We start from the raw sequence: 26,265 nt of genomic DNA, 5'->3' as shown, positions 1-26,265 counted from the left end.
GGAGATTGCACCTCTTCTGAGCTCCCCTGCCGCAGTTGCCAGGTAAACAAAGCCATCAGCGACAGCGATAGATCCAGTCCAACCACCTCTACCAATCAATTCAGTACCCACATCAGAGGAGATTGCACCTCTTCTGAGCTCCCCTGCCGCAGTTGCCAGGTAAACAAAGCCATCAGCGACAGCGATAGATCCAGCCCAACCACCTCTACCAATCAATTCATCAGCCCGTACATCAATGCTCATAACTTAATTCCTAAACTTACGCTTTTTTACAGATTCCACCCAAATAGTAAAAAAGCCCGACATAGCTGCACGCCCCGCTACTTCCAAAGTTACACCCAATCGCTTGACATCCTTCTTACATTCTAAATTGGTCAGACTATCCGAATTCCACTTCATCAAATTCCGAGCAAACTTCCCCTCAGCGCTAGTCACCCACCGTAAAGCCTCCGCCTGCTCCTGAGTCAGATGAACCGCTTCCCCCGGTGCAAACCCTCCTTGCGACCAAAGTAAACCCATCCATCCCATCAAAGCACCGATACTCAACGTCGTCAACAGAATACCCGCCGCCACCACCAAAGAACCCACAGAAGTCGCCACCCTCCTCAATTCCGTCTGACGCACCAGAGAATTCACAGCCTCAGCAATTTGCCCCTCTTGCTTCTCAACCGCCACCCGTTCGTAACTCGCCAAAGTCTTATTAATCCGCCCCACCCACCGATTGAACGCTAATTCAAAATCCTCCGGTTTCGGACTCTCTTGAATCAGCACTTCCAATCGTCCCGTAGCCAACAAAATCAAAAAAATCGGGTCAGTTGGCTCAATTTTCCCCTTAAAAGCCAACTCCAAAACCTTGCGCCAATACTCTTCAGATTGCCCCTCTAAAGCAATATCCAGCAAAGATTTAGTATCACCAGCACCATAACTCACGGCAACATCCCCGTAGTTTCAAACGCCTCATAAGCTGACAACATAAACGACTTAATCCGCTGCCGGCCCAACACACCCAGTTCCTGACTATTTCTTGCCCAATCAAACGTTATTCCCTGAGCATCTATCGCATTCCTTTCCCGCGAAGGTAGTGCCCTGAAGGAAAGGAGCAAGATGATAAAACAAAACCGCTGGGGGGGTGACAACCAGCCTGAAACCCAGAGGTGGTGAGGATTGAGCCAATGTGTGCTAAAAAAAGATAGGCAGCATAATTGTTACACGCTTGCCTATCCAAAAAATAATGATACCAACATTTTACCAGACTCATTTAAAAAAACAACTGACATCAGCTCAGTTTCTTGTAATGACAATTTTGCTATCTGTGATGCAATCAGAAAAACAAGTGAGATTAAAACGACTGGCACGGGTATTTCCTTATCCAATTACAACAGAAAATCGGCGCAGAAAAATACAAAGATTTCTGGATTTACCAAATTTAACTATCTCATTAATTTGGTTCCCATTAATTACTTATTGGTTGACCACTTATTGCCCCATTGGTACTCGTTTATCAATCGCAATTGACCGCAGTCAATGGGGGTGCATTAATCTTTTTATGGTTAGCCTAATCTGGGAAAAAAGAGCAATTCCATTATACTGGTCATTATTGCCAAAATTAGGAAACAGTAACTTGGAGGAGCAAACAGCAAATTTACAACAAATTTTACCATTATTTTCAGAATATAAAGTCATCGTTTTAGGAGACCGTGAATTTTGTTCTGTTGATTTGGGAAACTGGCTTAAGGAAAAGGGTGTGTCTTTTTGCTTAAGACTGAAAAAGAATCTTTGTATCGAAACAGAACATTTAGTTTGGCAACGGTTGGATGAATTAGGAATAGTACCCGGAACTTCTTTGTATGTTCAAGGGAAAAAAGTGAGGAAAACTCTACCTACTACCGGGTTTGAGCTTGCTTGTAAGTGGAAAAGGAACTATGGGAAATATCAAGTTAAAGAAGCCTGGTTTATTCTCACGGACTTAGGCTCATTGCGAGCAGCGCTCAATGCTTATAAGCAGCGGATGGGAATTGAAGAAATGTTCCGAGACTGTAAAACAGGAGGCTACGATCTTGAAGGAACAAGCCTCAAAGGGAACCGACTTATTAACATGATTCTGCTCATGACACTGGCGTACTGTTCAGCAATATTTCAAGGTAATGAACTGAAGAAAAAGCAGGTACAAGAATATGTATCTCGTCGCACAGAACCCAAGAAAAAATATCGCAGACGCAGTACATTTGGTGTTGGATTAGATGGAGAAAAGTGGGTTAATTATCTAGAACAATATTCTTTGGAGGTGGAACAGTTAATGAAGTTAACTCCTTCTAAACGCCGCTTTGATCAACAGGGTATGCGGGCTGCAACCCTTATACAGTCTATCTCGTAGACCTCTTTGTCACCCCCCCAGACAAAACCGAATTCAAAAAAAAGTAGGTATCTAGAGTTGTAAACTAGCATTATAATAATGTACAAAACTCCAAATTGCAGCAATATGATTTTCCAATTTCTAAGAGTTGGATAAGCTCTTTCTCACCAATCGAGATACTCGTTGTCGAAGGGTGCAGTTAAATCGCTCGATATAGCTGGTACAACCACTATCTTTGTCTACACTATAATGACGTTTACTCGGCAATACAGAATCATAAGCACTCCAATGGTCAGTATAAATTACAGCACATTGACGGTAAACAGGTGGCATGGAATTCCATAAGGCAAGAGCTGATACTGCGCTACGATCTCCAATATGTACACCAACAATTTCCCTAGTCTGGGCATCCAATGCCAGCCAAACCCACTGCTGATTGCCTTTATTGTCAACAAACGACCATAACTCATCCATCAGAACATTCAGGCGCTTTTTTGGCTTGGTACTCCGCGACACTTGCTTGTTAACAACAACAGCTCGGGCATTTACGTACCGCTGCACTGTATCTTCTGACACTTGTAATACCCGAGCAATTCCGGCTTGAGAAATACGTTCAAGTAGCATCCGCTGGATTAACTCCTGTTGTTCTTTCGTAATAGCTTTCCACGCGGGATTTAGAACAAATTGACGACCACATTCTCGACATTTGTAGTTTTGTTTACCATGCCGAGTCTGACCGTTACGACTAACTTCTTCGGAGCCACAATTGGGGCAAGAATTAATTTCTGCTGTCATATCACAAATGGCAAACACTTCTCTCTAATAGTAGCTTAAGTTTACTACATCCTTTCCTTCAGGGCACTACCCCCGCGAATAAAACTTAGGAAAATCAATCACCTTCACCTCATACTTTTTAATCGCATTCTGCACCTCCTCCATTTCTTCCACAGAACTCCAATCATCCTCCAATCCTAAATTGCGGACAAGAACGTGAGCAATCTTATTATCAAAATGCTTAACTGACTTCAAAAAAAGTTGCACGCTATCATAACCCCCCGTGCAAATAAACCACTTGCAAAAACTAATGCGAGACTGCTTCCCCAACTCAATTAAATTGTTCCTTCCCATCCACTTAGTTACCAAAGGATAAACCTGAGCCGGTAAATTGACAATCACGCTTTTCTCAAACGCCAATTCAAAAATCCGATCGGCTTCGTAAAACTTCTTCTCATCCTCGCTAAATAGAGCTTCACGGCATACACTCTCATAGATTCGAGACACATCAGGATTAGAGCGATCCGTATCTACGGCAAAAAACGGAAAATTCTTATCCAAGAAATACTGAATTAAAACCCTAGCAAATAAGCTCTTGCCAACCCCACCTTTCTCTCCATCAATCAGATGAATTTTAGTGGCCGACTTCTCAACCTTCTCTAACCCGCACTCTTTGAAACCATTTGAGTTTTCTATCGCTGTATCCATACCTGAATACCTGAATCTCCTCCTTCATCAACCTGTTGTAAGGATTCAGGTCATGTGAAAAGCAGTAAAACCTATATGGTGTAACCATTTGATTGAATAATCATCAAATATCCATTCTTATTAAGAAACCATGAAAGCTTTTATTTTCGTACCTATTGAGAATGAAGCTGTTGATTTAGCGAAGGCTTTAATTCTACAAGTCCTTCTGTGACTACGTTTCAGATACCTGAATCCTTACAGCCAGATTAATTAACAACCCCAAAACTACCAGAGATGCCAACAAAGTTTCTAAATTTAATTTCTCATCCTTCATAAAAAAGGTAAACCATTCTGCCATTGCGATCCCCTAAAAAAATCTAAAGGTCTAATAGGTTTAACTGTTTACGTAACTGTTCAACATTCTTGATTTGGCTCCAGTCCACATCAGCCTGTTGTAACAGAGAAATCGCCACGCCCATCAAATGCTGAGGATACACTCGTTCTGCTGGTGGCACAGCTTGGACGTTGTTGTCCCTAACAAGTCTGGCTGTATCTGCTAACCATTCTTGCTGGTTGCGAGTAATTTTGAAATTGACCGCAACCAGTTTCTCCTTGGAATTAGCCAGAGTCACAGCTTCAACCGGAGGGTCAAGAGTCGGTGTCCTATCAGCTTCAATATCTACTGGTGCTGGTGACTGCTTAATTCCGGAAAACTGGCTGAGCTTTCCCATCCCCCCCATCTTACTCTTGGGTTTGTTCACGACAACCTCCACAATTTTTTGCACTCTTTAGCTAAAAACCGATAAGATGAAGCACCGGAGGACTTGGCAGCATAGACGGTGACAGGCTTTTGCTGAGCAATGGATTCTGCCACAGCAATGTTGTCAGGAATCACCGTATGCAGCAGCCGATAGTCCAGTTCCACAGAAGCCTCAACCAACAAACTGTCAGCTTCCTGGGTCAACAGCAAGCGCGACTTATAGCGAGTCCGTAACACCTCAATTGGCACTCCTGTTTGCTCCCCTCGAATTAATTCCACTGCTTCCGACAACCCTTTGAGGGCAGCCGGTTCGCACAGAGTCGGAATCAACACCCGATCGCACGCCAACAAAGCCTGTACCGAAACAGAGGAAAGCCCTGGCGAACAGTCCATCAGGCACACATCAAACCCCTTCAGCTTAGAGAGGGCTGGGGTGAATAAATCATGAGGTGACTGCAACTGGAAGAGTCCCAGATCCCCCGGAATCAGCCACAGATTTTTTACCTCTGTATTTAAGGGCTCTACGTTATCCCCCTGAAGCCAATCTAAAGCTGTCGGCTGCTGACCGTCTTGGCCTAACCCAAAACTAAGGGTGCGCTGCCCATCCAAGTCGAGCAGCAGAACCCGACACTTACTTGCAGCGAGGCAAGCTCCTAAGTTTAAAACTGTGGTACTTTTCCCCGTACCGCCTTTGAAATTGAAAATAGCGACCTTTAACATAAAATCCTATTAAGGTCTAATCATCGTTTAGCTTAACACTTTTATAGGCTTAATGGTTAAAATCATAAACCGTTAAACGTCTAATAGGTTTAACAGTTTATGGCAAGTCTGAGGTCAGCCACAGATTGGCAGTTACAGCACGAGTAAGGTAAGTAGGTAGGCAAAACCCGTTTCTTGATGAAACCGGGTTTCTAGGGTGTACTTCATAAACCTGCAATTTGCTGTTTGCTGTAAAGTCTGGGGTTTTTTGTCTGACTGGTTAGACCCAAAGTCAACTGGGGCGATTGCTCTTTTGGGTAACGATCAATCGCTAGCTTGCCATAATTGGTTAAACAGTTAAACAGTTAAACAGTTAAACAGTTAAACAGTTAAACGTATTATACCTTTAGCTGTTTAGATGAATATCCATAACTTGCTTTTCAGGCAACTGAAGCGATGTCGCGCTGGGGCATAGCGTTCCGTTAACTGCGATCTCCGTGCTACCTGCTGATAGCTCAACAAATGCCTTGGCTTTCTTGAGGCGATCGCACCACCCTCAGTTAGCATATCCGTGATCGCACGGCTGCCTGCTCTCCCTAGATAACTCAATCGTATAGGGTCAAGGCTGAATGGCGGATAATGTTATTCAGGGTGAAGGTTGCAGGGTCAGAGAAAGCAAATTCGACTTCTTTTTCGGGCGGGTTAAGTTAAGTAAGCGCTGTAAAACGCCATTATGTAAACGATTGTAAAGTATCCCAATTCCCTAAGCGTGGCTAAGTCAGCCCTGTTTACATACAGTTACATAGTTGAGTTTAATTTTGCCTACCTACTTAGACTCCCTCTTAATTAATTCCTTTAAAAGCTCCACAAACAACAAAAATTGAAGGAGAAACGGCAGCATCTGTTGATGCTCGCGCACTTGCAGCAATTTCTAGGAGCCAGTCAGACTTTTTTTGTTGTGATTGCACTAATTGTCCGACAATTAAGAGGAATTCCTAGAATCACCGTTCTGACAATTTCACAGGTCGTCCTTTGAACGCTGTTACCTCAGATTTAACGCTCTTGTTGCCACAGCCTCTGCCGCTGACGAATCACCCGGTAGCGGTGTACCTTTCTCTGTTGGCACCCGGCTCACAGCCGACGATGCGGCAGTCTCTTGATGCGATCGCGTCTTTGCTGACGGAGGGGCAGTGCGACGCGATGACGCTGAATTGGGCGACGCTGCGCTACCAGCACACGGCTGCGGTGCAAGGGGCATTGATAGCACAGCACTCTCCGGCTACTGCTAAAAAGATGATGTGTGCTCTGAAGCGCGTGTTGAAAGAATCACTGCGGCTGGATTTGATGAGCGCGACTGACTATGCCAAGGCGATCGATTTGCCTAAAATTAGGACATCTGACAAACTCAGGGGGCGGGCCTTGAGCGCTGATGAAATTGCCACTCTGTTTGAGGTGTGCCACAATGACTCGACTCCGGCAGGCGCTCGCGATGCGGCTCTGCTGGCAATTCTGCGGGTGGGTTTGCGCCGGGCTGAAGTGGTGAAGCTGGAATTGAGGGACTTTAATGCTCGCACGGGTGCTATGAAGGTACGAGGCGGTAAGGGGAACAAAGACCGCACGGTGTACCTTCCTGGCGATGCTGTGAAGGTGGTGGAAGATTGGCTCGTGGTTCGGGGTCTCGAAGCGGGAGCGTTGTTGTGTCCGGCCTGGAAGATGGGTCGGATACATATCAGACCGCTAACACCGCAGGCGGTATTAGTGATTTTGCAAAAGCGGGCAATAGAGGCGGGGGTGGAGTCGTTTTCTCCTCACGATTTCCGCCGGACTTTTTGCTCGGATTTGCTAGATGCTGGAGTTGACATCGTGACTGTGGCGGAGCTGGCGGGACATTCTTCGCCTGCAATTGTGGCTAAATATGACCGCCGGGGAGAGGAAAGGAAGCGGCTCGCTGTGGAGCTGTTGTCGATTCGGAGCAAGCGTTGAACTGCCAACAAGCGACCGTAGTCTTGGAGTGCGAATTGACTTCTAGCCTTATAGATGAGGCTGGCAGACGGAGCTAATGAGAGCGATGTACAAGGCAGCTGAGGCTGAATATCACTGCGTTATTGACGGGTAGTTGTTCATCGTCTCCAATTCACCTATAAAGTATTCTGCCGAACTCTAGAGGCCGACAAAATATTTCACTCCTCAAGCCTTCACGGAGCAAGGGTTTCAGGCGTTGATTATCAATTAACTCCCTGATTCTTTCAGTCAAGGCGTCAAACCTTTATCCAGCTTAGGTTTCATCCACTTGGCTATAATGCTCAACCCTAGGGTTGATCCGTACCACTTATGATCCAGTGTCATCAAATGGCAGAGCTTAAGCGTCGCATTTTTTGAGTAAACGAGAATTTCAACCCTATAGGGTTGTAGGTATTTGCGACATATGAAAACAAGCTGTGAGGTAGCAGCCAGATAGGGACACACTAAAGCTTGCGTCCGCTTGCCGACTCAAACAACGCAAAATAGGTTTTTTTAAAATAGGTTGATATGCCGAGAGTTGAGGAATCATGGGCTAACTCCGCAATTACAGAATCATTTTGTCTTTCTATGAGTTTCTATTAGTTGTTCTTTTGCCTTCCATTTGATGAAAGAGAAACTCGACAGCAGGGCTGGTAAAATGACACAATAGCGCCGCGTACACACATTTATTGCTAGTAACAATAGTAAATTTGTAAAGAATTATTGCAGTCGAGAGATTTAATAAATTTACTATTGCCAAGTTGATTCCTTGAGCATAATATATTTGATATTGCGATCAGTTTGGGATCACGACGGTGATTGCAAGCGATCTCAAGAACTAGAGCTAGCTTCTGGTTAGCCCTAAAATTGCCAAAAAAAATGGCCGCTTTGCGGGCGGGCCAAAGATTATTTAATAAGTAATTTCAGTTTATCAGTGTCAGCGTTGCAACGCAAACTTATCTAGAACCCGCCCACAAAAAAGCGGTCATACCTCCTGTCCAGGGCGAGTATGACCTTACAAAGCAAGTTACATTATCTTGACCAATTTAGCCAAGATTGCATTTCACCGGAAATTCCTTACACTTGGCCGCTAGTACCTGTCTGCGGTAAACGAGCTTATGAAAATCGATGGATTCACAAATCATATAGTCACCCAGAAATCTTCGCGGAACTCCAAACTGGCAAGGCTACGGGCGTCGGTCTAAAGCTGGGCAACGGGCTGTTAGCGATCGACATCGACGGCGAATCAGCCATCGAGATGTTAGCCAAGCTGGCTGGCACCAACAGCCTCGCCATTTTCTCAGAGACAACCGCGTGGTCGAGTGGTCGAGCTGGCAGAAAGCAATGTCTGTTCTCAGTACCAGAAGCTAGCTGGCATCGATTACGCAATCGATCCATCCCCACCGGCATTATCGGTGATGACGGCAAGAAGGAGCGTTTGGAGTTTCGCTGGCTCGGCACTCAAAGCGTATTGCCGCCAAGCCTCCACCCGGCGACAAACAAACCTTATATTTGGCTCAACAATCCGGTTAACAATCCTCCGCTACCAGCGCCGGAATGGCTGATTGAGGTCGGCGAAAATTGGCATAGCGAGTATGTGAACTCTGAGGAGCCAGATTTAGTGCGGTTCCCAGTACGGTTGTTCAAGTATTTCGGTCGCCCAATGAGTGTCTGGTTGCTCGCGCGTCGCTTCGATATTTCGCGCTGGACGGCTCCTGGGGGCAAACCAAAGGGTTCGGGAATCGGGAAATTTTCGCTGACAGGGGCAAGTAAAATCTTGAACCGCAGCAAAGGTCACGTCAGAAAGTTACTCGCCGCCGCCAAAAAGTCAGGTTTAATCCGCAATTACCTACAGCACGGCGATCTGATTAAAGTTTTTTACACGAGTCTGGAAAAAGTGATCGCTCTGACAGACATAGACAAGCTCGGCCCGATCGCCGCTGTAAAAATTGACGACTTGGCTAACATCCACATCACCGCTACAGAAGTGGAAGCACAGCATTTGCAACGAGCATCTTTTTACCAGCAATGGCAAGAAGAGATTCGGCAAATAAAAGCTGAGGGTTCAGACCTTCAGCCACCGACGCAGCTAATTGAACCGACAACTCTGCTCCACACCTGCGAACAACCGGCGCGGGTACTTGGTAGAAGTGATCGGTTCATTTATGTTGAGCCGGATTTCCGCTTCTACGGCGGAAGTATTGAGGCGATCGCACAGTCACGCGGGTTATCTCCTGCAACGGTGAGTCGCCACCTTTCAAATAGCTACAGGCTGGTGGCCTCTCCAGTGCGAGTTTTTCGGCAGGAGTTGCCCCCTATCATCAAAAAGCAAGTGATGGAACGTCTGCCGCTCCCTAAAAATATGCCCGCCAAACTATGCGTGGAGGATGGCTTGGTTTCGATGTTTGGGGAGTGGTGGAAGCCTCACTGCAATGTCTACCTTCTGGATCATCGTCTCGTGTCCGCTAGGCGGCGGAGGGGGCGCATTCAGGCCGCAATTGATAAGCGGGATTTATGGATTGAAAACACCTCGCCAAAAATTTTAGACAATAAGTTTCTTTTATCAGACGCTTCTTTTCTCAAGAAAGAGGAAGAGCCAGAGCGGGGAAAACTTGCGGCGAAAAACCGGGACAAGGAAAATCAAAAAGGATCATGCCTCAGCAGTAACTAAAAAATGGGATGTTTTGCCGTGGCTTAAACCCCTGGCTCAGGAGAAGAGTTTTTTTTTGATTCGACGCCGATCGTCCCAGTTAGGGGTGAGATACAGCTTAGAGGAAAAAAATGTGGCTCTTTCGGGCTTACTATGCCAAACGGTTAGTCAAAATAACTCCAAAGCCAGCTATACCGAGATTTTAAGCTTCAAGATCCTAAGTTAACTCGAAGTAATACCTGAAATTATTGCTACGCAAGGATTCTAGGTATTGTCCGAGGCAATTGAGCATAACAGGTACGGAAGAACCAAAAATGTTTGATTGCCTGTAAGTGAATATATAGCTAATCTAGAGAAGTAGAGTGAAATACCGCTTAGAGGAAAAAAATGTTTGATTGGATTGCCAAAACCGTAGCCGATGCTTCAGGGGTAACTAACCAGCTAAAAATAGCTGAATGGGCAAGATTGAACAGGATTAACTCTTTCGATATGGGAGCAAAAAACTACCAACGATGTCTTCATGACTTAGGGCTAGGGGGAAAATATCAGGAACTTGAATATAACCAAGATGGAAGCCTAAAATATCAATAATTTTGCCGATAATTCCCTTAATTACGCTTCATAATAATTTACTCTAACCTGACCTAGCCTTCGGGTGTCGGAGGTTAGGTATTCATAAAGCCTGTTATGCAGAGTCAACCTTACCCTGCCACCTTGCTCGCTTGCCGTAAAAGTTTCAAGCGCTAGGTCAGGATACTATATTAAGTTGAGCGCTAATTGCCCCCCAAATCAAAAATGCAGAGCGAGATGCTTTTGGTAGTAAGGTATTTGAAGAGGAGGTCGCTCCCCCTTGTATGCTTTGTAAGCACTATAGTGGTTCACGACTACTCCCATTTTCGAGGATAAATGATGATAGGTCTAGACTCCCTCTTGGCTTCGGTATCTAGTGCTTGCGACGCTGGTTTACTACAGCGAGAGGATGTGGAAAGAGTTCGCAAGATCATAAAATCCATTGAATTCAGTGGATCGGATGAACTAATAAGAGTCTCCAATGCTCTCATCTGTTATTACAACGATGTAGTAGCTGGACTCGATGCAAAACAGTTTGTTCCGTCAGACGATCTCCGTGAACTTATTTCTCCGTATCCCAATACTGTTCTCCCGAAATTTCTTTACAGGCAGTTATCCAAGGTATTCGATAGTAATGGTAAATTGCTTGAAAACTTCTCTAAGCCAAGCGTAGAATTGGTATTAGGTATACTAGCCCTTGTTAAAAGGATAGATGCCCCTAGATCACTGAGCCAAGAGGAAATCAGGCTGCTATTTTCCGAGGGCCTGCGGACAGACCGCGATCGCGCTCTATTCGGCATCTGTCTCTTCACGGCAGCCCGAATCAATGAAGCTTGTATCTTGCAGGTGAGCGACTGTTACGCTCCAAACGGTTCCGTTCTGCCAGAGGTGGTCATCCGCAAGGCCAACACCAAGAACAGACTCGCAACCCGTACCATTCCAGTAATTGAAGAGCTAAGGTTGATACTAGCTGCCTATCAGCCGCCAACCAATATCTACCTGTTCCCAGCTCGCCGAGGCCGGGGACACATTGAAGGGGGATCGGCATCAGCAATTTTTTTAGAAGCCTTACAACAGGCAAATATTATCGGTGCTAGCATTTACAGCTTGAGGCGGACAAGCCTCATATTGATGAGTAATGCGGGCATTCCCCTTCAGGTAATCCAAGAAATCAGTGGCCACAGGAACTTAGGGGAATTGCAGAAGTATTTGGAGGTAAGTGACTCCTAGAAGCGCGGGGTCGTCTTAGCCCTCTCGATGCTTAGCCCTTCACAGACTAGCCCGCACAATAATCTATCTGCGTTAATGCAGTTATCCCTGTCTAGCTGTAGTGCTTTTAAGCCCTGGGTCAGGATATTGAACTAACCTGATGTAGCTGCAAGGGTTCCACGTCCTAGGCTGGGAAATACTTCTATGCCCGCCTAACCTCACACCTTTTTGGAATTGTAACGGAATGTAACGTTTATCTCTGGCCCTGCGATTTGGGAAGTAACCTGACTCCCTAGACTCTACATTAGCTCTAATTGTTAGGGTTAATATTGCTGTGCCTTAGCTTAAGTTGTCTTACATATACCGTCTTACACGTTTTGCATACTGCCTTACACCCTCTTCCCTATTCTCTAGAATCAAAGCTACAATTAGTAAGTTCTTTAGAAAAATACAAATAATATGCCTTCTCAGTCACCTGGTATGTATATTGTTTTAAGTGGGGTCGTAGCTGCCGTAATTTCAGGTATTTTCTCACTATGGACAAATTCAGTTAATGATAAATCACAACTAAAACGAGAAGAAAAACAACGTAGTTGGCAACTAGAACGAGAAGAAAAACAGCATATTCGGCAAGAAGAAAACGAGCAAAAAAAATGGTATCGAGAAAAAATTTATGATTCTTATAAAACATCATTTCAGGTTTTAATAAAAATTCAACAAGAAGAGCTTGACAGTGTAAGTAAAACTAATGATATTATTAAGAAATATACACATATTACTAACATAAATAAACTCATTTTAGAATTCAATATTGAATTTACTATGATAATAGCCAACCATCCAGATAAAGATTCTGAAGAATTTATAAACAAACTAAGTACAATTGATAAATGTTTGAGAGCAGCTACCATTGATAAATCTCTAGAAGAAGACTCTTCAAAAGTACGACTTATAATGATTGAAATAATGGAAAATGATTCAAGAATAAAAATATAGCAAAACCATTTATTTTGTAGACAATTAGTTCAATAAATGCAAGCGTTTCATGTGGTTCTACATTCATAACTCAAATGGAAAGTGACGTTTCCCCGCCTAGAACAAAATTTTGGAGTGAATGGGGAAGTTGAGCTTATCCTCACCTTAAAAACCTCTAGTAGGATTTTTTTGACGGGCTGTTAAATCTTTGCCGAAGTGAAAAAATTTAGAAGACCATCGGAAAAATAGCCGTCTGCCCATCTGGCTGAGGACACTTAAAGTCGTGTGTCACGCGCTTGGCGCTATTTAATAGCCTTGGCGGTTCTAGGCTCTGGCTCAGGATATGCCTCTAACCTGACCTAGCATTACATTCTTAGAGTCCTAGATGGGGAAATACCATATTCTGATGAAGCTGTAGCGATTGCAAACCCTGAGTCAGGATAGCTCTGGGCATTTCTAGAATAGATTTATTGCCCAATTAATTTTCGGACTATGGTATCCATGTGCTTTCTTGGTGTCGTATCCTGATTCCTGCCGTTTTCCCCAACAAGCCAAATTTAATTGTTACATTGAAATAAATACTGACGCAGAAACAAAGGACATGACGCTATATGAAGCAGAGTGGCGAATTGAGCAAGTTGTTAAGCAAAAATCAATAAAACTGGATTTGTCAAAGCTGAAGTTGAAAGGCTTACCCCCAGAAATTGTCAAGTGTAAGTATTTGACAGAGCTTGACCTAAGTTTCAATAAGATTACTCAAATCCCAAACGCACTTGGACACCTGTCGAATTTAACAAAGCTTAGCCTCAGTGAAAATCAGATTACTTCCATTCCAGAGGCAATCAGGCAACTATCCAATCTGACACAGCTTGACTTAAGTGGCAATCAAATTACCACAATTCCAGAGGTGATCTGGCAACTGTCGAATTTGACATCGCTTAATCTCCGTAGCACTGGAATTACTTCTATTCCAGAGGCAATCAGGCAACTGTCTAATCTGACACAGCTTGACTTAAGGGGCAATCAAATTACCACAATTCCAGAGGTGATCTGGCAACTGTCGAATTTGACATCGCTTGAGCTCGGTAGGAATGGAATTACTTCTATTCCAGAGGCAATCGAGCAACTGTCGAATTTGAAATCGCTTAACCTCGGGGACAATCAAATTACCTCAATTCCAGAGGCACTTGGGCAACTGTCGAATTTGACATCGCTTAATCTCGCTATCAATAAGATTACCTCAATTCCAGAGGCACTTGGGCAACTGTCTAATCTGATAGAGCTTGACTTAAGTTGCAATCAAATTACCTCACTTCCAGAGGCACTTGGGCAACTGTCGAATTTGATATATCTTTACCTTGTTGGCAATAAGATTACCTCCATCCCAGAGGCGGTCTGGCAACTGTCCAATCTGGAAGGGCTTGACCTCAATAGCAATAAGATTACCTCCATTCCAGAGGCGCTCGGACAACTGTCAAATCTGACATCGCTTAACCTTCATTACAATAAAATTACCTGCATCCCGGAGACGGTCGGACAACTGTTAAATTTAAAATGGCTTCACCTCAGTAACAATCAGATTACCTTCGTCCCAAAGACCCTTCGTGACCTGAAAAACTTAGAAACACTAGGCTTGAGGGAAAATCCGCTCCCGATTCCTGCCGAAATCCTTCAAAACATAGGATCTTATGAAGTAGACAAGTTGCTTACCCTTCTCGACTCTTATTTCCTAATCCGTGATTCGCTTGAGGAGGCTGCCGAGGCATTAAATGCTGTTCCACAGCCACAGGTTACAGACAAGGCGATTGAGGCTACTGAGTCTGTTACAGCCCAAAGCTCTCAACTAAAAAAAGATATTGCTGCTCTCTATGCAATAAACGCACGGCTGGCAAAAGCAGCACAACCTGATGATTACACTCCCACTAAAGTAGCAAGGGCTGCTTTAAAAGCTCAAACTTCTCTGATAGCTGCTATTAAGGCTTTAGAAAAAATGGATGATATAGTTGCCAGCGATTCCTAAACAAGAACTAGACAACCAAAAATAATATCTAATGCCTGAAAATTGCATCCCTTTTCTAAGGCTAGAGAGTCAAATAAAAATTAACATACTCTGTATTCTGACCTAGCTTTCGCACTCCTACGTCTTAGGTAGGGAAAATTGAGTTTCCTACCTAAGACGTAGGAGTTAGAAGCTTTAGGCGGGAAAATATGAATTTTCTGATGTAGCAGCAAGGGTTACAGAGCTTAGGCTGAGAAATAACGCTTTCCAACAAGCTAGATTCTCGTCACAATGAAATAAATGTTACTGAGAGGTAAACGACATGAGCCGAGAAGAAGCAGTACGACGAATTGACCAAGCAGCCGAGGAGAAATTAAGTACGCTAGATTTGTCCCAGTTAGGGTTGGAGGAATTGCCACTGGAGATTGTTAAGTGTACGCATCTGACATTGCTTGACCTCGGTGACAATTGGATAACCTCCATCCCAAAAGAACTCGGGCAACTGTCGAATCTGACACAGCTTGACCTCAGTAACAATCTGATAACCTCCATCCCGAAAGAATTCGGGCAACTGTCGAATCTGACACAGCTTAGCCTCAGTGACAATCTGATTACTTCCATCTCAGAGGAACTCGGGCAACTGTCGAATCTGACACAGCTTAGCCTCAGTAGGAATCAGATTACTTCCATCCCAGAGGAACTCGGGCAACTGTTAAATCTGACATGGCTTTACCTCAATGAAAATCAGATTGCCTCCATCCCAAAGGAACTCGGGCAACTGTCGAATCTGACACAGCTTAACCTCAGTAACAATCAGATTACTTCCATCCCAGAGGAACTCGGGCAACTGTTAAATCTGACATGGCTTTCCCTCTGTAACAATCAAATTGCCTCCATCCCAAAGGATTTCGGGCAATTGTCGAATCTCACATGGCTTAGTCTCAGTAGGAATCAGATTACTTCCTTTCCAGAGGAACTTGGGCAATTGTCGAATCTCACCCACCTTTACCTTTATAACAATAAAATTACTTCTATCCCAGATGCGTTGGGGCAACTATCGAACTTGACAAAGCTTGCACTCAGTAACAATAAGATTACTTTCCTCCCAGAGGCCTTGGGGCAATTGTCGAATCTGATAGGGCTTTACCTGAGTAATAATCAGATTACCTCTATCCCAGAGGCAATTGGACAAATGTCGAGTTTGACAGGGCTTTTTCTTGATGACAATCAAATTACCACTATTCCAGAATTAATTGGGCAATTGTCGAGTTTGACCAGGCTTTTTCTTGACGACAATCAAATTACCACTATTCCAGAATTAATTGGGCAATTGTCGAATCTGAAAGAGCTTTGCCTCCCTAATAATCAGATTACTGAAATTCCGGAGGCGATTCGCAATATGAAAAATTTGGAAAAACTAGATTTGCGAGGTAATCCGCTGCCAATTCCCCCACAAGTTCTGGGGCAGGGTCAAAACGATGAAGGTTGTGGTGATTTGCGAACAATTCTAGATTTTTACTTCCACACCCGCAATCTAGCCCTACCTGAGCTAGATGCTGAGCGCCAGAAAATTGAATCTGAGAGATATTTTGACGTTGAAACTCTTCAAGACGCTAGACAACGAATAACTGCTTCTATTGTGCAGCGACAGGGACAGCCTAAATTTCGACGTAAGTTGTTAACTGCCTACGCTGGTCGATGCCCAATAACCGATTGTGATGTAGAGTCAGCTATCGAGGCAGCCCATATAATTCCATATCAAGGTACTCAAACCAATCATTTAACCAATGGTTTACCGCTCAGGGCTGACATACACACTTTGTTCGATTTGCATCTATTATCAATTCGACCAGATACCAATGAAGTGGTGATAGCCCCTGAACTGGTCGGCACCTGTTATCAACATTTGGCTGCTCGGAAACTGACTTTGCCCCAGGATAAAAAAGCAGCACCAAATCAAAGCGCTCTAAGCAAACATTATGAAACTTTTCTTAGCAAATGCAAAAATGATCAGCTAAAACGGTTATAGTGTCGAGATAGGAAAAATTGAGTTTTCTGACGTAGCCTCCGCACTTCCAAGCTCTAGACGGGGAAATAGCTTTATTCTGATGAAGCTGCAACGGTTATACCTCTTAAGCTGGGAAGTACCATAAAATATGGCATACATTTGTTGTGCTGAGTTGGGGTTACTTACCTATACCCCAATTCTTCAGCAGGGTTTGCTATAACAAAAGAGTGAACTTGAAAAATATATTAAGGAAATTTCTCATGACTGACTTTGGGAAGCGACGTTATAAAAATCATCAGCTTAATCTTGAAGGAAATACCTCAAACTACTCGGTAAAGATCTTCGCTGTGTCGGGAGTACAAAGAGATAATTATTCGGACGAGTTATATAAAACCCCTCCCTACGAAGAGGCAAATGAAGCCTTTACTCACGCATACGCATGGCTAGATTGCGGTCTTCGTACCCAGGCTGACCCAAATAAAAAAGAAGATTCCCCTCAAGAGGCTTATAGCAAAGTTAAAGAGCATCAGGGTGAGTTCTATAGTCCCTGGTATAAATCTGAAGAGGAGAAAAAAAGAGTATTACAGGAAGAGGAGAAAGCATCAGAGAGACAGAAGGAAGTTTGGAAGAAACAGAAAGAAGTATGGGAGGAGAGACTCAAAACAGCTTATAACCAAGGCTGGGAAGCGTATGAACAAGGTAGGGAAAAGAAATTGATTGATAGAGATGTAGACAACTAAAAAATTCTGTACCCTGACCTAGCCGTATCAGTTTCAAGTCCTAGATGGGGATAATTGAGTTTCCCTGCCTATCCGTTTATGGAAATGGTATTAACTGCACGGAACTAATTGTGTCTTACAGTTTCGTTTTACTGTTTTTTATCATGTAAGACATTTGAACCACAAGGGTTCCACGTCCTAGGCGGGGATAGTATGATATCCCCGCCTAAAACAAGGTTTTGGAGGGAGTGGGAAATTACCCTTTCCCCGTGTAGGACAGCATGGAAAGACTGGCGATCGCTCCTTACTCCTGCTGTTTTAGTTGAAGCGAAAGGTAAAGGGCGTTGCTGATTTAGGGTATGAAGGGCTAAATATGCAAGTCATATAAACCAGTATTCTCAAAGCTTATGGGTTTTCACAAGAATCTTTTGATAATTCTTTGCGTACCCTGATTAAACAACACCAGCACATCACCTTCTTTATAAAATCCTTTGTTTGGGAGGAGTTCGGGAGGAATTGGGGTCGGATTTCCTTGCAAGTCGAGTATTTCCAGCTTTTCTATATCACGAACCGTCCCTGGGAGGGAGCTTATCTGATTGTGACTGAGGTTAAGCCATGTCAGATTCGACATTTGCCCAAGCGCCTCTGGGAGGGAGGTTATCTGATTATTGCTGAGGTCAAGGTCTGTCAGATTCGACAGTTGCCCGACCGCATCTGGGATGGAGGTTATCTGATTGTGATTGAGGTCAAGCCGTGTCAGATTCGACAGTTGCCCAACCGCATCTGGGATGGAGGTTATCTCATTGCTACTGAAGTCAAGCCACGTCAGATTCGACAGTTGCCCAACCGCATCTGGGATGGAGGTTATCTTATTGTAATTAAGCTTAAGCTTTTTCAGATTCGACAATTGCCCGATTGCCTCTGGGATGGAGGTAATCAAATTTCTAACGAGGTAAAGCTCTGTCAGATAGGTACACTTGACAATTTCCGAGGGCAATTCATTCAGAGCCAGCCTTGACAAATCCAATCGCATCAATTTTTCATCGATAACCCGCCCAATTCGTCGCCCTGCTTCCTCTCTAGTCATGTCCTTTGTTTTTCTCTAGGATTTGTTACTTTGATCTGGCTCTGATCATAAACTCTCTAGCTTCTGTTTCAAAGCTAGATTGTTGGAGCTGATTTGGTTGCCAAAATGCTTGATGCACCATTGTCTGAAAATGGTGTCCCGCTTCTAAAAGCTAGAGAGTGAAATAAAAACCAGAGATATTTTGAACTTAGTGAAAATAAATACTACGGAGAGACAAAGCATATGACGCTAGAGGAAGCAATGCGGCGAATTGACCAAACAGCCGAAGAAAAATTGACAGAGCTGGATTTGTCGGGGCTGGGTTTAGAGGAATTGCCGCAGCAGATTGGCAAGTGTACACATCTTGAAATATTAGTGTTGGGGAAGTGGGATGAGAAGAAAATAAAAAGGGTGGGAAATCAGCTAACTAAGTTTCCTGATGATGTTCTTCAATTAACCCACTTAAAAATACTTAAGCTTATTGACAATGAGATTACCTCTATCCCAGAGGCGCTCGGGCAACTGTCAAATCTGACAAACCTTGACCTCAGTTACAATGAGATTACTTCCATCCCAGAGTCGCTAGGGCAAATGTCCAATTTGACATTGCTTAACTTCTTTGGCAATAAGATTACCTCCATCCCAGAGTCGCTCGGGCAACTGTCCAATCTGACAAGCCTTGACCTCAGTTGCAATGAGATTACTTCCATCCCAGAGGCACTCAGGCAACTGTCAAATCTGACAAGCCTTGACCTCAATGGCAATAAGATTACCTCCATCCCAGAGTCGCTCGGGCAACTCTCCAATCTGTTAGAGCTTTGGCTCGGTAATAATAAGATTACCTCGATTCCGAAGGAGTTCGGGCAACTCTCCAATCTGTTAGAGCTTGAGCTCGGTAATAATAAGATTACCTCGATTCCAGAGGAGCTCGGGCAACTTTCCAATCTGGCACGGCTTTACCTCTGGGACAATCAGATTACCTCGATTCCGAAGGAGCTCGGGCAACTCTCCAATCTGACAGTGCTTGAGCTCGGTCATAATAAGATTAGCTCGATTCCAGAGGAGCTCGGGCAACTCTCTAATCTGGAAGCGCTTAGCCTCTGGGACAATCAGATTACCTCCATCCCAGAAGCGCTAGGGCAATTGTCGAATTTGGCATCACTTAACCTTATGAACAATAAAATTACCTCTATCCCAGAGGCGATCAAGCAACTACCAAAGCTGACAATAATTAATATATATATGAATAACCTGACGGAGCTGTAACAGTTTTCAGCTCTAAATGGGGAAATATGAATTTCCCCGCCTAAGCCCTGTAACCCTTACATTTAAAGCATTTTTCCCTTTAATACTTATAAATTAAAACTGATTCTGGTATAGTCAGTAACACTTTTTGGAAAATTTATTGTGGCAAAATATAAAGAAGTAGAGTTTCTAGAATGGATTGAAAATGTTGGCGCTAGCGTTGCGTTCAAATTTGTCTGCTTCGCTAGAACCAACAATAACTGCACCAACCCTATTTTCAGCTATACCGAAATTCATAAAGTGTTCAAATTCACTTTTTAACAAGCCTTGAGTAGCAGCTACGTCAGGATTTCGACCTGTGTTGGATGAAAATAGAGGCTGGGTTGCCACTAGACAACCCAACCCACAGCTAGACAAATTTAAAGTAATGGCTGGTTAACTGTAAATTGGTGGTATCTTGAACTATTGCTAACAAGTCATTTCCACTATATATTTGTGTATCAATGCCAGCACCTCCCGCCAAATTTCGAGTTTTATCAAGACGAAAAGAACTCGCACTTCCTTTAAGTTGGATATAGTCATTCGCGCTATTGTAGTCTTGTATTATAGCGTGACCAACTCCTTGATAATAATTTTTTAATTCACCACCTACAACAAATGTATCGTTACCATTTCCTCCATTTAAGACATCATATTCATTGCTGTTATAGAGAGAAATATTACCACTACCGTTTATCGTATCGTTACCATTTCCTCCTAGAATCGTATCGTTATTAGTCCCCCCAAATAACACATCATTACCATCTCCTCCGCTCATCCAATCGTCACCTTCATCGCCATATAATGCATCATTTCCTGTCCAACCATATAACTTGTCTTTACCGCTATCTCCAGAAATAATATCATTTTTAGTATTGCCAAAGATAGTATCATTACCCTCTTTGCCCTCGGCATTAATAAACCCTGTACCCTTATGGTCGTAATAGTCATTTCCCCTTGTGCCTTTAAAAATAGCCATGTCTTTGTCCTCGTAATTAGTTAAATTTTTGCTCGCTCTTATACCCTAATCGGCTGGTATAAAGCTTGGCAGTCAGAAAAGATCAGAAAAAAGTCAGAAAAAAGTCGTAAATTTCGTTTACAAGTCCTTTTCACATCTTCAACCTTTTTCAATTCAGTGTCTACCGTAAAGATACTTAAACATCAACTCTTTACATCTCTTTCATCAATACTCCGGACAGTTTTCAATCACTAACGGCAAAATGAGGGTTTCAACCTTCTCAGTGAGGTCAAATGCTAACGTTAGAATGAGGGTTTCAGCCTTGGTCTCAAAAACTGTCCGGAGTATTGTTAGATACAACTGTAAAAATACTTAAACATCAACTCTTTACATAAAGACCTGTGCAGGCAGTGCCACTGCTCCGACCGCGCTTGACCGTGCCACCTCTCCGAGTGCATCCAGTTTTTAAAAAAGCTGTAGGTTGCAACGTGCAAGTCTTAAGCAAAAAAGCAAGACCGCCACCGCTCGACACTCCGACCGACACTGCCTGCCACCTCTCCAACCCTGTCAACCCTGCCAACCCTGCAACACTCCGACCGTGCCAACCATTCAGCAGAGTTGCCATACAAGTAGGACAGACTTGTCCGACAAGTAAGACATTTTGTCAAACACGTAAGACAACTTTGTCATTTAAAGCTAATAGGACTTACGCATTGACAAATCAGCCCAAATATGAATGAAGTGCTAAAATTACAGCATTCCTTTGGCGGGTAAAGTTTTTGCCACCACTCTCCAGGTGCAAAAAGCCCTTAAATGTAGAGTTTTTGCGAGTATATTAATATGGAACTTGGCGGTTAGTTAATATTCAGCATTTAGACCGACTTTTTGATTTAGGTAATGGAGAATGAAATCACGGGCTACTTCTAAAGATAAATTTCTTTGAATTTCATACCAATTATCAATCAGTGCCTCTGCCCTCATCAATTCTAATTGGACAAAAGCCCGAATTGAACAGAAGAAATGGGTGAGAATAGCCGGAGAACTTCTCACCATAAACCTTTTAATTCCACAAAGTTGTTTGATGGCTCTGTGGTAACATTCAATTCCCCAATGTATCGAATGTGTGGTCATAAAATCACTTCTAGTTATCACTTCAGTCTCCTTGATTTCAGGCAAAAACATGATATAGTATCTCTCTGTGTCGTTTTTGAACTTCTTCTGAAATACTTTTACTTGCCCGAAATTTTTGAGATGAACGACTTGCCCTTCTGGGGGAATTTCGATGTTTTTCACAGCCGTGTATTTTCCGGGAGTAATAGCCACTTGGCGGTTTCTCGCTATTCCCATCGTAAAACCTAGTTTTTGGTTTCTCAAAAACTTTAAGTTTTTTTTACTAGAATACCAACTATCTCCTGTCACTATCTCTGGCTGTAATCCCCACACTAATACTTCGGCAATCATTTCCCGAAAATAATCATTTTTGGTTTTTTCCTCCTGTTTATTATATATCCGATAATTTACGGGTACAGACTTACCGTTACTCTCGGTATAATACAATGTAATCAGATTGATTCCTTTAACCGGACGATGCTGATTACCTGACCAAAAATATCCAATAAATTCAGTTAAATTGGGATCACTATAAGGCTTTTCAATAACTGTGTCATCCCCGCTTAATGTCCCACCTATTAACTCAATATGTGGTTTGAGTTCGTTAAATAAATCTTTTGGTTCATATCTTTCCCTTAACAAAAAACGGTTAATGCTATCGTGAGATAGTTCATCTAAAATGGAGGAGAGCCGACAGCAACCTGAATATTTAGACTCAGCTAAGAGAAAATATGTGTACTTGGACAGGTTGCACAGTGCAGTAGATGGCTTAGTTCTGGTTCTAATATTTTTTATCCCCTGATAGCTTACGCAATTTTACCCAATTCTATTTGTTTTGGGAACTGAACTCATCTCTGTTCCCGATCTTCACAACCGAGCTATTTTGTCAATGCGTAAGTCCTAGCTAAGCAAAATTTATTTACCCTAACTATTGGCTCAAAATAAAAAGTTTTCCCAGCCTACAACGTGGAAGTGCGGAGGTTACGTCAGGATATAAGCGTATCCTGATGTAGCTTTCGGGTGTGGCGTGTTAGGTATCTCAAAGGAAAGTTTTAAATAATTATTCCTATTTTATAAATTAGAGCCAAAAAGGATCAGCATATATTTCTTTCGCTTTTTTAATAGCTGCCTCCCTAGTAATGGGATATGTACAAAGCTCTCTATGATCTTTTATTTGTTTAGTAGTATTACGAACCTCTATTTTAGTCACAAGTTGTATATCATTAAATTCATTAAATTCATTAAATTGTAAAATAGCAAAGTCATCTTTTTCTTCATTAAGAATAATTTTTTCTGTCATCGACATAAGGCTTTACCTCAAAACAAAATAGGTTAAACATTAATATTTACTAGATTAGCACATATGTGATATCGTTTCCTGACGTAGTGGTAAGGGTTACAAACTCTAGGCTGGGAAAATGCCTTTTCCGGTGTAGGAAAGCATGGAAAGACTCGCGATCGCTCCTTTGACTTGATCCGACTTCACCTCTTTCTTCGTGCTGCAATTGTTCGAGGTTGTTGTGATCACTGATTTTTTGAATAATCTGCAGCGGAATGCCGGCGCTGCTGCCGAGGGTCAGGGGTAAAATATAAGGACACCTCCATTTCTTGTGGGAGCGCGCAGGTTAACCCAGGGGAACTTAGAGGTCTTTTTCTTTCCTTACCCCGATACCCTAATTTTTTGTCAAATGAAACCAGAATTCAATTTTTTTGAGCATTGGTATCCTATGATACCACTCGAAGACTTAGATCCCAAGCAACCAACTTCAGTAACACTTTTGGGACTGCGTTTAGTTATCTGGAAACCCAAATCATCTGAAACTTTCCAAGTGTTTTTAGATCGATGTCCCCACCGCCTTGCGCCCCTAAGTGAGGGGCGCATTGATGACGAAACAGGGAATTTAATGTGTAGCTATCACGGCTGGCAATTTGATGAGCAGGGAATTTGTACTCATATTCCCCAAGCGGAAAATCCAGAACTTGTAAGCAAGAATAAAGAAAATCTGTGTGCTGTAGCACTACCAGTTCGTCAGCAACAGGATTTACTCTGGATTTGGCCAGATGCAAAATCAAGCGAACAAGCTGTAAATACACCCTTACCTCTATCACCGCAAATAGATGCAACTCAAGGCTTTGTTTGGTCTTCTTTTGTACGAGATTTAGAATATGACTGGGAAACCCTTGTGGAAAATGTGGCAGATCCGAGTCATGTTCCTTTTGCTCATCACGGCGTGCAGGGTAATCGCAAACAAGCAAGACCGATTGCGTTCAAAATCGTGCAATCAACACCCAATTTGATTGAAGGGGCAATAGTTGGGCCTTTTCAAACAAAAATCACTTTTGAACCCCCTTGTCGCTTAGAGTATGCGTTCACTTTTGGCGATGACAGCAAAAAGTTGGGATTGATTACCTACTGTATACCTGTGTCTCCTGGGAAGTCTAGAATTGTCGCTCTATTTGCCCGTAACTTTGGCAAAACCCTCTATCGTCTCAAACCTCGTTGGTGGGATCACATCACTAATCGCAATCTTGTTCTTGAGGGAGATATGGTTCTTCTACAGCAGCAAGAGTATTTCCTCCAACAAGCAAAATCTACCCAAAGCTGGAAAACTGCCTATCAGTTACCTACAAGTGCAGACCGTTTAGTAATTGAGTTTAGGAAGTGGTTTGACGGCTATTGTCACGGACAACTCCCCTGGAGCGAAGTGGGAATCAATGTTCCACCGACACGAAATATCAATAACGATCGCCAACAAACGCTCGATCGCTACAAACAACACACCCAACATTGTAGTAGCTGTCGAAAAGCACTTTTGGTCGTGCAACGCTTACAAGCATTGCTTTTAGGCTACTTTGTGATTACTGTTTGCGCTGTTGCTCTCTTTCCTGATGAATTGCGACTTTATGTGGGTTTACCCTTAATTGTGATAGCACTACTAGGTCTAGGAGCTTACACTTGGCTGAGATTCTGGCTTCGTCCTAGATTTTACTTTTTGGACTACATCCATGCACACAGATAAACGCAATTATCAGGCACTTTTGCAGTAGTTTTCTGCTCAAATTCAATAAATGAGCCAACAGATGATCACAGGATAAATATACTAATTGTCCTAGGTAAATTCATATTTTTTATAATCATTTTCTGGCGTTGCTGATTTACGATAGGAAAGGCTAAATATGTCAGGCATATAAACCAGTCTGCACAAAGCTTCTGGATTTTCAAATTATTTTTTTCCTACCCAGGTTAAGCAACGCCGAAATTTTCTATAATTTAGGTAAGTTGGTTAATACTTACTACCAAATTTCCATGCCAGAAACAAACTCTACAGAGCAGCAACCTACGATCTACAATCCGAGCATCTGGAGATTGGAACTACAAAATTCAGAAATACCCAGTCGAGACACCTATATTAAAGCCCTCGGAGAATTACCGGATTCTGTTCTGAAAGCAAACCAGATTTTGGCATCTAATCAAGAAGGGGATTTCCAGAGGTTACTGAATCATTATCGAGAGGTATTCAAAGCTATCCAAAAATGGATTGTTCATTTTGAGAAGCAGAGTTATGATTCCTCCCTCTCTGACCCTCCAGAACTGCGTTTCTCATGGGAATTTGACTTTAAACCTCACGCTGAGGAATCGTGGGCTTTGTTAAATCTTTGCCAAGAGATTGTGAAGCGAGCTCCGTTGTATGGGCAAGATTTCCTAAAAGCTACTAGCGCGACCGAGCTGTGGTGGAGCTGCCATTTTGAGCGTCTTCAAGAGACTTTCTTCAAAAACGGGATTTTTAGCAAACAACCCGAACTACAGGGAAAACAACACTCTTGTGATGTGATGTCAAAACGCATTCGAGAAGACTTTGATACACTTCATCAACGGAAATTTGCTAACAGCTCTCAGTTCGACTTGACGAAGATAGCCACTTGGGATGCTACAGAAGAAGCCTTAAGATTTTTGGCTGAAGATATTGCCCAACAGGACGACGAATTTCGTCGCCTAATTTACTCCAATTATATAAAAATTAAGAAACGTGTTGTGAAAAGTGCGCGTAATAATCCCAATCTACAATTAATGGTGTTGGAACCAGATGGTTCTCTTCATGTAGGTGGCAAAGGCAAGCGAGGCAAAGGGAAAAACCCATCCCAGTCCAAAAAAGGGTTTGTTAAGAAAAGTAAAAATTAACATAAAAGCTGCACAAAGGTTGCACCTAAATTACCCTTATGAGACTTTGGGTAAAGAGAAGCTATTGTTTGGAGATCAATAGTTTCTCTGATAACTGGCAGGTTATCTAACAGGAAGTCTGTCCCGGTTATCTCCGTCCCCCCTCTCTAAATTTCTTCTGAAATTTGAAGAACTGCATTCCATCAGTCTAGGTGGAAAGGGATTTTTATGGGGAAAAATGACTCGTATTTGTGCATCTCCAAGACCTCTTGGAGATGCACAAA

Annotated in this window: 24 protein-coding genes and 1 pseudogene; 12 read left to right on the top strand and 13 right to left on the bottom strand. The window is 43.0% G+C overall.

All coding sequences use genetic code 11. From position 1 onward, the window contains the following. Together QUA23_RS27270 and QUA23_RS27265 are read right to left on the bottom strand one after the other, a co-directional pair. The coding region (locus QUA23_RS27270) for a hypothetical protein (RefSeq protein WP_333110605.1) at positions 1-243 on the bottom strand (243 nt) is incomplete at its 3' end. A gap of 3 nt (positions 244-246) precedes the next feature. Further along, entirely contained in the window at positions 247-930 is a 684-nt protein-coding gene (locus QUA23_RS27265; protein WP_333078972.1) for a DUF6753 family protein, read from the bottom strand. A 301-nt stretch (positions 931-1,231) separates the two neighbouring features. On the opposite strand from QUA23_RS27265, the gene QUA23_RS27260 reads away from it, so the two are divergent. After that, complete coding sequence (locus tag QUA23_RS27260) at positions 1,232-2,374, top strand: IS4 family transposase (protein WP_333078971.1); 1,143 nt, start codon at positions 1,232-1,234, stop codon at positions 2,372-2,374. 51 nt (positions 2,375-2,425) lie between these two features. On the opposite strand, the pseudogene QUA23_RS27255 reads toward QUA23_RS27260, so the two are convergent. From QUA23_RS27255 to QUA23_RS27235, 5 genes and pseudogenes are all read right to left on the bottom strand, one after another. Further along, a pseudogene (locus QUA23_RS27255) lies at positions 2,426-3,148 on the bottom strand (IS1 family transposase). Between the two features lie 66 nt (positions 3,149-3,214). Further along, complete coding sequence (locus QUA23_RS27250) at positions 3,215-3,835, bottom strand: mobilization protein (RefSeq protein WP_333078970.1); 621 nt, start codon at positions 3,833-3,835, stop codon at positions 3,215-3,217. Between the two features lie 211 nt (positions 3,836-4,046). Further along, positions 4,047-4,172, bottom strand: a complete 126-nt coding sequence (locus QUA23_RS27245; protein ID WP_333078969.1) for a hypothetical protein — start codon at positions 4,170-4,172, stop codon at positions 4,047-4,049. A 19-nt stretch (positions 4,173-4,191) separates the two neighbouring features. Then, positions 4,192-4,575 carry a hypothetical protein gene (locus QUA23_RS27240; RefSeq protein WP_333078968.1) on the bottom strand — a complete coding sequence of 128 codons (384 nt, stop codon included), beginning with the start codon at positions 4,573-4,575 and terminating at the stop codon, positions 4,192-4,194. Further along, positions 4,572-5,294 carry a ParA family protein gene (locus tag QUA23_RS27235; RefSeq protein ID WP_333078967.1) on the bottom strand — a complete coding sequence of 241 codons (723 nt, stop codon included), beginning with the start codon at positions 5,292-5,294 and terminating at the stop codon, positions 4,572-4,574. Before QUA23_RS27235 ends, QUA23_RS27240 begins: the two co-directional genes overlap by 4 nt. A gap of 1,011 nt (positions 5,295-6,305) precedes the next feature. On the opposite strand from QUA23_RS27235, the gene QUA23_RS27230 reads away from it, so the two are divergent. From QUA23_RS27230 to QUA23_RS27195, 8 genes are all read left to right on the top strand, one after another. Continuing rightward, positions 6,306-7,256 (top strand): tyrosine-type recombinase/integrase, encoded by a 951-nt coding sequence (locus QUA23_RS27230; RefSeq protein ID WP_333078966.1) that lies wholly within the window; start codon positions 6,306-6,308, stop codon positions 7,254-7,256. Between the two features lie 1,027 nt (positions 7,257-8,283). Then, the gene (locus tag QUA23_RS27225; RefSeq protein WP_333078965.1) at positions 8,284-9,945 is read left to right on the top strand and encodes a bifunctional DNA primase/polymerase; all 1,662 of its coding nucleotides are present in this window, start codon (positions 8,284-8,286) and stop codon (positions 9,943-9,945) included. Between the two features lie 366 nt (positions 9,946-10,311). Further along, positions 10,312-10,515: a hypothetical protein gene (locus QUA23_RS27220; protein ID WP_333078964.1), complete on the top strand. Its 204-nt coding sequence runs from the start codon at positions 10,312-10,314 to the stop codon at positions 10,513-10,515. 315 nt (positions 10,516-10,830) lie between these two features. Further along, positions 10,831-11,724 (top strand): site-specific integrase, encoded by an 894-nt coding sequence (locus QUA23_RS27215; protein WP_333078963.1) that lies wholly within the window; start codon positions 10,831-10,833, stop codon positions 11,722-11,724. Positions 11,725-12,162: 438 nt separating this feature from the next. Next, positions 12,163-12,699 carry a hypothetical protein gene (locus QUA23_RS27210; RefSeq protein ID WP_333078962.1) on the top strand — a complete coding sequence of 179 codons (537 nt, stop codon included), beginning with the start codon at positions 12,163-12,165 and terminating at the stop codon, positions 12,697-12,699. Between the two features lie 580 nt (positions 12,700-13,279). After that, positions 13,280-14,698 carry a leucine-rich repeat domain-containing protein gene (locus QUA23_RS27205; protein WP_333078961.1) on the top strand — a complete coding sequence of 473 codons (1,419 nt, stop codon included), beginning with the start codon at positions 13,280-13,282 and terminating at the stop codon, positions 14,696-14,698. A gap of 301 nt (positions 14,699-14,999) precedes the next feature. Next, positions 15,000-16,706: a leucine-rich repeat domain-containing protein gene (locus tag QUA23_RS27200; protein ID WP_333078960.1), complete on the top strand. Its 1,707-nt coding sequence runs from the start codon at positions 15,000-15,002 to the stop codon at positions 16,704-16,706. A gap of 239 nt (positions 16,707-16,945) precedes the next feature. After that, positions 16,946-17,425, top strand: coding sequence for a hypothetical protein (locus QUA23_RS27195; RefSeq protein WP_333078959.1), 480 nt, complete (start codon positions 16,946-16,948; stop codon positions 17,423-17,425). Positions 17,426-17,819: 394 nt separating this feature from the next. Here QUA23_RS27195 and QUA23_RS27190 read toward each other — a convergent pair whose 3' ends face one another. Next, on the bottom strand, positions 17,820-18,491 hold the full coding sequence (locus tag QUA23_RS27190; RefSeq protein ID WP_333078958.1) for a leucine-rich repeat domain-containing protein: 672 nt from the start codon (positions 18,489-18,491) through the stop codon (positions 17,820-17,822). Between the two features lie 222 nt (positions 18,492-18,713). On the opposite strand from QUA23_RS27190, the gene QUA23_RS27185 reads away from it, so the two are divergent. Beyond that, a complete protein-coding gene (locus QUA23_RS27185; protein ID WP_333078957.1) occupies positions 18,714-19,736 on the top strand; it encodes a leucine-rich repeat domain-containing protein in 1,023 nt (340 codons plus the stop codon). A 168-nt stretch (positions 19,737-19,904) separates the two neighbouring features. Here QUA23_RS27185 and QUA23_RS27180 read toward each other — a convergent pair whose 3' ends face one another. The 5 genes from QUA23_RS27180 to QUA23_RS27160 form a co-directional block, all read right to left on the bottom strand. Next, complete coding sequence (locus tag QUA23_RS27180) at positions 19,905-20,105, bottom strand: hypothetical protein (protein WP_333078956.1); 201 nt, start codon at positions 20,103-20,105, stop codon at positions 19,905-19,907. A 19-nt stretch (positions 20,106-20,124) separates the two neighbouring features. Further along, the gene (locus QUA23_RS27175) at positions 20,125-20,733 is read right to left on the bottom strand and encodes a calcium-binding protein (protein WP_333078955.1); all 609 of its coding nucleotides are present in this window, start codon (positions 20,731-20,733) and stop codon (positions 20,125-20,127) included. Between the two features lie 837 nt (positions 20,734-21,570). Continuing rightward, positions 21,571-22,608: an IS701 family transposase gene (locus tag QUA23_RS27170; RefSeq protein ID WP_333078983.1), complete on the bottom strand. Its 1,038-nt coding sequence runs from the start codon at positions 22,606-22,608 to the stop codon at positions 21,571-21,573. Positions 22,609-22,900: 292 nt separating this feature from the next. Continuing rightward, positions 22,901-23,128 carry a hypothetical protein gene (locus QUA23_RS27165; RefSeq protein ID WP_333078954.1) on the bottom strand — a complete coding sequence of 76 codons (228 nt, stop codon included), beginning with the start codon at positions 23,126-23,128 and terminating at the stop codon, positions 22,901-22,903. 99 nt (positions 23,129-23,227) lie between these two features. Continuing rightward, positions 23,228-23,350: a hypothetical protein gene (locus QUA23_RS27160; protein ID WP_333078953.1), complete on the bottom strand. Its 123-nt coding sequence runs from the start codon at positions 23,348-23,350 to the stop codon at positions 23,228-23,230. A 199-nt stretch (positions 23,351-23,549) separates the two neighbouring features. Between QUA23_RS27160 and QUA23_RS27155 the strand changes: the two genes are divergently transcribed. Together QUA23_RS27155 and QUA23_RS27150 are read left to right on the top strand one after the other, a co-directional pair. Beyond that, entirely contained in the window at positions 23,550-24,842 is a 1,293-nt protein-coding gene (locus tag QUA23_RS27155) for a Rieske 2Fe-2S domain-containing protein (protein WP_333078952.1), read from the top strand. Between the two features lie 287 nt (positions 24,843-25,129). Then, positions 25,130-26,002, top strand: coding sequence for a hypothetical protein (locus QUA23_RS27150; protein WP_333110602.1), 873 nt, complete (start codon positions 25,130-25,132; stop codon positions 26,000-26,002). Positions 26,003-26,265 lie beyond the last annotated feature (263 nt).

It is taken from the genome of Microcoleus sp. Pol1C5, from assembly GCF_036701115.1.
GTDB lineage: Bacteria > Cyanobacteriota > Cyanobacteriia > Cyanobacteriales > Microcoleaceae > Microcoleus.
The sequence above is the reverse complement of the archived record's forward strand: the minus strand, read 5'-3'. Positions and strand labels throughout refer to the sequence as shown.

What these genes read in the sequence shown, in the direction of transcription:
- QUA23_RS27260 (WP_333078971.1), top strand. Translation starts at nt 1,232, where the DNA reads ATGATACCAACATTTTACCAGACTCATTTAAAAAAACAACTGACATCA.
- QUA23_RS27250 (WP_333078970.1), bottom strand. Translation starts at nt 3,835, where the DNA reads ATGGATACAGCGATAGAAAACTCAAATGGTTTCAAAGAGTGCGGGTTA.
- QUA23_RS27245 (WP_333078969.1), bottom strand. Translation starts at nt 4,172, where the DNA reads ATGGCAGAATGGTTTACCTTTTTTATGAAGGATGAGAAATTAAATTTA.
- QUA23_RS27235 (WP_333078967.1), bottom strand. Translation starts at nt 5,294, where the DNA reads ATGTTAAAGGTCGCTATTTTCAATTTCAAAGGCGGTACGGGGAAAAGT.
- QUA23_RS27225 (WP_333078965.1), top strand. Translation starts at nt 8,284, where the DNA reads ATGACCTTACAAAGCAAGTTACATTATCTTGACCAATTTAGCCAAGAT.
- QUA23_RS27220 (WP_333078964.1), top strand. Translation starts at nt 10,312, where the DNA reads ATGTTTGATTGGATTGCCAAAACCGTAGCCGATGCTTCAGGGGTAACT.
- QUA23_RS27215 (WP_333078963.1), top strand. Translation starts at nt 10,831, where the DNA reads ATGATGATAGGTCTAGACTCCCTCTTGGCTTCGGTATCTAGTGCTTGC.
- QUA23_RS27210 (WP_333078962.1), top strand. Translation starts at nt 12,163, where the DNA reads ATGCCTTCTCAGTCACCTGGTATGTATATTGTTTTAAGTGGGGTCGTA.
- QUA23_RS27205 (WP_333078961.1), top strand. Translation starts at nt 13,280, where the DNA reads ATGACGCTATATGAAGCAGAGTGGCGAATTGAGCAAGTTGTTAAGCAA.
- QUA23_RS27200 (WP_333078960.1), top strand. Translation starts at nt 15,000, where the DNA reads ATGAGCCGAGAAGAAGCAGTACGACGAATTGACCAAGCAGCCGAGGAG.
- QUA23_RS27195 (WP_333078959.1), top strand. Translation starts at nt 16,946, where the DNA reads ATGACTGACTTTGGGAAGCGACGTTATAAAAATCATCAGCTTAATCTT.
- QUA23_RS27190 (WP_333078958.1), bottom strand. Translation starts at nt 18,491, where the DNA reads ATGACTAGAGAGGAAGCAGGGCGACGAATTGGGCGGGTTATCGATGAA.
- QUA23_RS27185 (WP_333078957.1), top strand. Translation starts at nt 18,714, where the DNA reads ATGACGCTAGAGGAAGCAATGCGGCGAATTGACCAAACAGCCGAAGAA.
- QUA23_RS27175 (WP_333078955.1), bottom strand. Translation starts at nt 20,733, where the DNA reads ATGGCTATTTTTAAAGGCACAAGGGGAAATGACTATTACGACCATAAG.
- QUA23_RS27165 (WP_333078954.1), bottom strand. Translation starts at nt 23,128, where the DNA reads ATGTCGATGACAGAAAAAATTATTCTTAATGAAGAAAAAGATGACTTT.
- QUA23_RS27155 (WP_333078952.1), top strand. Translation starts at nt 23,550, where the DNA reads ATGATACCACTCGAAGACTTAGATCCCAAGCAACCAACTTCAGTAACA.
- QUA23_RS27150 (WP_333110602.1), top strand. Translation starts at nt 25,130, where the DNA reads ATGCCAGAAACAAACTCTACAGAGCAGCAACCTACGATCTACAATCCG.